Here is a 511-nt window from a genome sequence, read left to right on the forward strand (position 1 = left end):
TGCCTGAGAATGTTGATTACAGTACCAAGGCGCAAGTGAAAGCTTGGATATATGGGGGTGGTATTCCGAAAAGCGTTCTCAATTACGAACCTCTCATAGATGAGATCAATAAAGAGATCAAAAAATTATCAAAAACCGCAGGAAATAAATATGTTTACAGATAAGCAGCTAAGAGCCTTGTTTGGTATTATAATTTTTATATTTTTATGCTTTTTAGAAATTAAAAAAAATCCCTATTTTATCCAAGGTATTTTGATATTTGCATCTTTTGGTTTGATAATAATAACAAATATTTTTGTAATTTTATGCAATTCTCATATTCCTTTTGAGTTGCAGAACAATCCAAAATATAAAGATGATGATACAACAGGTTGGAAGATATTAACACGTGATTTACAACAGTATATGCACAGACTCTTAAAGCTAATAAGTTTAGCACTTGTCGTTTTAATTTTTCCAAATAGTTATACTGTATTTTGGTATTTAGATATCGTTTTTTGGTACTTTTTTT

1 protein-coding gene is annotated in these 511 nt (G+C 29.2%); it reads left to right on the top strand.

Features of this window, described 5'->3' with window-relative positions:
• Positions 1–150 precede the first annotated feature (150 nt).
• On the top strand, positions 151–511 hold a 361-nt coding region (locus ACFILO_RS09840), incomplete at its 3' end, for a hypothetical protein (protein WP_375678255.1).

The organism is Bartonella sp. AP72JLCBS, assembly GCF_042195705.1.
Taxonomy (GTDB): domain Bacteria; phylum Pseudomonadota; class Alphaproteobacteria; order Rhizobiales; family Rhizobiaceae; genus Bartonella.